The 1,123-nt window shown below is 66.8% G+C and carries 1 protein-coding gene; it reads left to right on the top strand.

Annotated elements, in window-relative coordinates; all coding sequences use genetic code 11:
* A partial coding sequence (locus WA788_RS35310) for a lactate utilization protein B (protein ID WP_335984558.1) occupies window positions 1–1,123 on the top strand: 1,123 nt, incomplete at both ends.

Here is a 1,123-nt window from a genome sequence, read left to right as displayed (position 1 = left end):
CTGCGGGCGAACCTCACCCACGCCACCCACACCATCCGCGCCAAACGCGCCACCGCCGTCAGCGAACTCCCCGACTGGCCCCAACTCCGCGAAACCGGCGCCGCCGTCAAAGACCACACCCTCCACCACCTCGACCACTACCTCCTCCAACTCGAAGCAGCCGTCACCCAAGCCGGCGGCACCGTCCACTGGGCCACCGACGCCCACGAAGCCAACCGCATCACCACCGACATCATCAAAGCCACCGGCGAAACCGAAGTCGTCAAAGTCAAATCCATGGCCACCCAGGAAACCGGCCTCAACGAAGCCCTCGCCCACCACGGCATCCACGCCTACGAAACCGACCTCGCCGAACTCATCGTCCAACTCGCCGACGACCGCCCCTCCCACATCCTCGTCCCCGCCATCCACAAAAACCGCACCGAAATCCGCGACATCTTCACCCAGCACATGGCCGACTGGGGCCGCCCCGCACCCCACCACCTCACCGACAACCCCACCGACCTCGCCGAAGCCGCCCGCCTCCACCTCCGCGAAAAATTCCTCACCACCAAAATCGCCATCTCCGGCGCCAACTTCATGATCGCCGAAACCGGCACCCTCGTCGTCGTCGAATCCGAAGGCAACGGCCGCATGTGCCTCACCCTCCCCGACACCCTCATCTCCATCGTCGGCATCGAAAAAACCATCCCCACCTTCCACGACCTCGACACCCTCCTCCAAACCCTCCCCCGCTCCTCCACCGCCGAACGCATGAACCCCTACACCACCATGTGGACCGGCACCACACCCCACGACGGCCCCACGAACTTCCACCTCATCCTCCTCGACAACGGCCGCACCGACACCCTCGCCGACCCCACCGGACGCCAAACCCTCCGCTGCATCCGCTGCTCCGCCTGCCTCAACGTCTGCCCCGTCTACGAACGCGCCGGCGGCCACGCCTACGGCTCCCCCTACCCCGGCCCCATCGGCGCCATCCTCACCCCCCAACTACGCGGCACCACCACCCCCCTCGACGCCTCCCTCCCCTACGCCTCCACCCTCTGCGGCGCCTGCTACGACGTCTGCCCCGTCGCCATCAACATCCCCGAAATCCTCGTCCACCTCCGCGAACGCGTCG

Source organism: Streptomyces sp. CA2R106 (assembly GCF_037034245.1).
Taxonomy (GTDB): Bacteria; Actinomycetota; Actinomycetes; order Streptomycetales; family Streptomycetaceae; genus Actinacidiphila.
This window is presented reverse-complemented; position numbering and strand designations above follow the sequence as displayed.